The following is a 3955-nucleotide window of genomic DNA, read 5'->3' as shown; positions in this document are numbered from 1 at the left end:
CGGCGCCTGCGGCTTCCCGCCCGAACCGTCGTCGGCGTTCATCTGGACGGCGGCACTGGGCCTTCGCGCGATCCCCGCCGTGTTCGAACTGGTGCATCCGGACGACCGCGCCGCGTTGATGGAGCTCGGCAACCTCCTCGAGCCCGGTGGCCCCGCTGGTGAGATCCAGTTCCGCATCCGTCGTCCCGACGGTACCGAGCGGACCGTGCTCGCCCGTTCGGTGGCCACCACCGACGAGCACGGTCGGCCGATCGTGCGCGGCTTCCAGCAGGACGTGACCGACCTCGTCGACGCGCGGGAACGTGCGCTGCAGGCGCAGGCGCAGTACCGCTTCCTGTTCGAGCACAACCCGCTGCCGATGTGGGTCTTCGACCGCGAATCGCTGACGATCCTCGCGGTGAACGATGCGATGGTCGAGCACTACGGCTACGCGCGGGACGCGCTGGTGGGCGCGAGCACGCTGTCGATCCGCCCTGCCAACGAACACCAGGCGCTGCGCGAAAGCGCCGGCACGGTGTCCGGTGCGCTGCCGCAGGGACGCGTCTGGACGCACCTGCATCGCGACGGCCGCACCATGCGCATGGCCGTGCACTCGCACGACATCGAATTCGACGGCCGTCGCGCACGCCTGGTCGCCGCGCAGGACGTCACCGAGCGCGAGCGCGCCGAAGAGCGCTTCCGCCTCGTTTCCCGCGCGACGAGCGACGTCGTCTACGACTACGACGTCGAGCGGCGCGAGATCTGGTGGAGCGATTCCTACTACACCCGTTTCGGCACGCTGCCGACGCCGGTGGCCGCGCTCGACGAATGGGCCTCGCGCGTGCACCCGTCCGACCACGCACGCGTCACCGCCGGCCTGTCGCGCGCGCTCGAGCGCGACGATGCGGAATGGCAGGAGCAGTACCGCTACCGTCGCGGCGACGGCAGCTACGCGCTCGTGATCGACCGTGCCTTCATCCAGCGCGACGTCACCGGACGCGCGCTCCGCGTGGTCGGCGGCATGCTCGACATGAGCGAGCGCGAGAACTACGAGGAACGGCTCGCCTACCGCGCCACGCACGACGCACTGACGGACCTCCCGAACCGCCAGCTGCTGCAGGACCGTCTGCAGCAAGCGCTGCTCAATGCGCAGCGCTACGGCCGCGACGGCGTGCTGATCTTCGTCGACCTGGACGATTTCAAGCTGGTCAACGACACCCTCGGCCACGGCGCGGGCGACCAGGTGCTGTGCGAAGTCGCTCAGCGGCTTCGCGGAGTCGCGCGGGAGACGGACACCGTCGCGCGCTTTGGCGGCGACGAGTTCGTGATCATCCTCACCGAGCAGATGGGCGACACCGGCGCCTCCGAAGTGATGCGGCGCATCACGGACGCGCTGGGCCGCCCGATCGACATCGGCGGCTCGCTGCAGACGCTGACGGCCAGCATCGGCTGGTGCCGCTTCCCGGAAGCGGGGGACGACGTGGAGACGCTGCTCAAGCATGCCGACCTCGCCATGCACCAGGCCAAGCGCCAGGGCCGCAACCGCGCGGTGCCGTTCCAGAACGAGTTCGTCGACGGCGTTTCGCGCCGCGTGCAGCTGGTCGCCGAATTGCGTCGCGCGCTGGAACGCAAGGAGTTCGTGGCGGTGTTCCAGCCGCTGTTCGACAGCGAGGAGCGCCCCGTCGCGCTGGAGACGCTGGTGCGCTGGCGCCATCCCGAGCGCGGCCTGCTGATGCCGGGCGAGTTCATCCCGGTCTGCGAGGAGAGCGGGCTGATCGTCGAACTCGGCCGCCGCGTGCTCGACGAAGCCGCGCGCCACTGGCGCCTGCTCGCCGATGCCGGCATGCCCGGCCTGCGCGTGGCGGTGAATGTCTCGCCTGCGCAGTTCAGCGACGACCTGGTGCGCTACGTGGCCGAGACCGTGCAGCGCCACCGGTTGCCGGCCGAAGTGCTCGAACTCGAGATCACTGAAGGCCTGCTGATGCAGGACCCGGAACGCGCGATCGAGCTGATGCGGCAGATCGCCGCGCTCGGCGTGAGTTTCTCGATCGACGACTTCGGCACGGGCTATTCGAGCCTCGCCTACCTCAAGCGCTTCCCGATCGACCGCCTGAAGATCGACCGCTCGTTCGTGCGCGACCTCGGCAGCGACGAGGACGATGCGGCGATCTGCAATTCGATCATCGGCCTCGCGCATGCGCTCGACATCCGCACCGTGGCCGAGGGCGTGGAGACCGCATTGCAGCTCGACTGGCTGCGTGCGCGACACATCGACGAGGTGCAGGGTTACCTGCTCGGTCGCCCGATGCCGTTCGAGGAACTGCTGCCGTTGCTCACGCGATTCATTGCACGCGCGCGGGTCGACGTCCCGGCCTGAGCCGGTTCAGCAGCAGCGCCTGGCGACGCGGCGCAGCAGGTCCGGCACCGCGCCCGTCTTCGACACCACCTCGCACCCGTAGCGCCCGGCGAGCCCCTCGACGTCCCCCGCGACGTCCAGCGCGGTGAGCACGACGACGGGCACGTCGCGGTAGTCGCTGCGGGCCTTCCATTCCAGGAATTCCCAGCCGTCCATCACCGGCATCATCAGGTCGAGCAGGATCGTGCAGGGCGCGGAGCCCTGGGCCAGCACGTCGCAGGCGGCGCGTCCGTCCGGTGCGAGCTCGACGCCATAGCCTTCCGCCGACAGCAGTTCGCCGAGCGATTCGCGGATGGCGGCGTTGTCTTCGACGACGAGGATGGAGGGCATTCGGGAAGCGGCCGTAACAGCGACGGCGGAGTCTAGCCCGCCTGCCACCTCCCGGTGGGACGGGCGATGGAACGCTGCCCGCCCCGGCGTCAGCGGGCGGGGTCGAGCCGCAGCACGTCGCGGGCCGGGCCGGGAAGGAACGGGGTGGGGCGCCCCGCGACCCAATCGGCATGACCCGCGCCCCAGAACGGGGAGAGCGGGTGGCCGCTCTGGCCGCCGGGCATCTGCGCGATCCCTTCGGCTTCGCGGCCCGGGGAGACGACCATCCGTTCCGACGCGCCGAAATCGCGTGCCATCGCGCGCGGCGTCAGCGAGTCGCCGTCGAGCGGTTCGGCCGGCATACACAGCGCCCGCCGCGCGAAGGGCAGGGCGCTCGCCAGCGGATGGCAGATCGCCGCGGTGTTGCGCTCGCCCCAAGTCCGCTCGCGCAGCGGACCGCGCTTGCCGAGGCCGGACTTCACCTCGCGCGCCGCGTCTTCGAACAGCGCGGTCCACGACGCGAAACGCGGATCGAGCAGGTGCACGGGGCGCTGGGTCACCAGCGGCCAGGCGACGCCTTCGATCTGGGGCACGTCCGGCAACTCCGCTTTCGGCCCGAGCGCGATATGCGCGGGCAGCAACAGCCCTTCGCGGACACGGTCGAGCACGGCCTGACGCCAGGCGCGCACGAGCCGATACCGCACCGCGGAGGCGGTCGCCCGCGGTTCGATCGGCCCGAGGTCGATGGCGCGGAGCGGCGAGCCCGCCGGCGCGGCATGCGCGGCCTCGTGCAGCAGCGTCGCCCAGCGTTGCAGGAAGACGCTGCGGTCGTCGAGCTGGATGTCCAGCAGGTCGCGCTCGGTGAAGTGCGTCCGGGCGAGCAGATCGTCGCGGATCCTGCGCGCGCGCACCGCCAGCACGTAGCCGCCGTCGCCGATGCGGGCGAGGTCGGCGCCGTCGGTCACGCGCGCGTTCGCCGTCCACAGGCGTCCGTTGGGCGGATCGACGATGACCGGGTTCCCGGCGGTCGAGATCGGCCAGGGCGGGCAGGTGCGCGCATCGGAGAGTCCCGATGCCGCGCAGCCCGGGGCGCGCTTCGGCATCGGGCCCAGCAGGCGCCAGCCGATCCGGCCCGAGCGGTCGGCCACCAGCAGGTTCTGCGCCGGGATGGCCGTCGCCTCGGCCTGGTGCACTGCGGCGTCGAGCGACCCCGCGCGTGCGAGGCCGAGCAGTCCGAAGTTGAGCGAGCCG

At 71.3% G+C, this 3955-nt stretch carries 3 protein-coding genes; 1 reads left to right on the top strand and 2 read right to left on the bottom strand.

What is annotated here, in order from left to right:
* The coding region (locus ACY35P_RS15060) for a bifunctional diguanylate cyclase/phosphodiesterase (protein WP_462116651.1) at window positions 1-2356 on the top strand (2356 nt) is incomplete at its 5' end.
* 6 nt (window positions 2357-2362) lie between these two features.
* Here the strand turns inward: ACY35P_RS15060 and ACY35P_RS15055 are convergent.
* Both ACY35P_RS15055 and ACY35P_RS15050 read right to left on the bottom strand, forming a co-directional pair.
* The gene (locus ACY35P_RS15055; RefSeq protein ID WP_462116650.1) at window positions 2363-2725 is read right to left on the bottom strand and encodes a response regulator transcription factor; all 363 of its coding nucleotides are present in this window, start codon (window positions 2723-2725) and stop codon (window positions 2363-2365) included.
* A gap of 89 nt (window positions 2726-2814) precedes the next feature.
* Window positions 2815-3955: penicillin acylase family protein (locus ACY35P_RS15050; RefSeq protein WP_462116649.1), on the bottom strand; the 1141-nt coding region annotated here is incomplete at its 5' end.

Source organism: Lysobacter xanthus, assembly GCF_047159895.1.
Note: the sequence above shows the minus strand (reverse complement) of the source record. Positions and strands in the feature narration are given on the sequence as shown.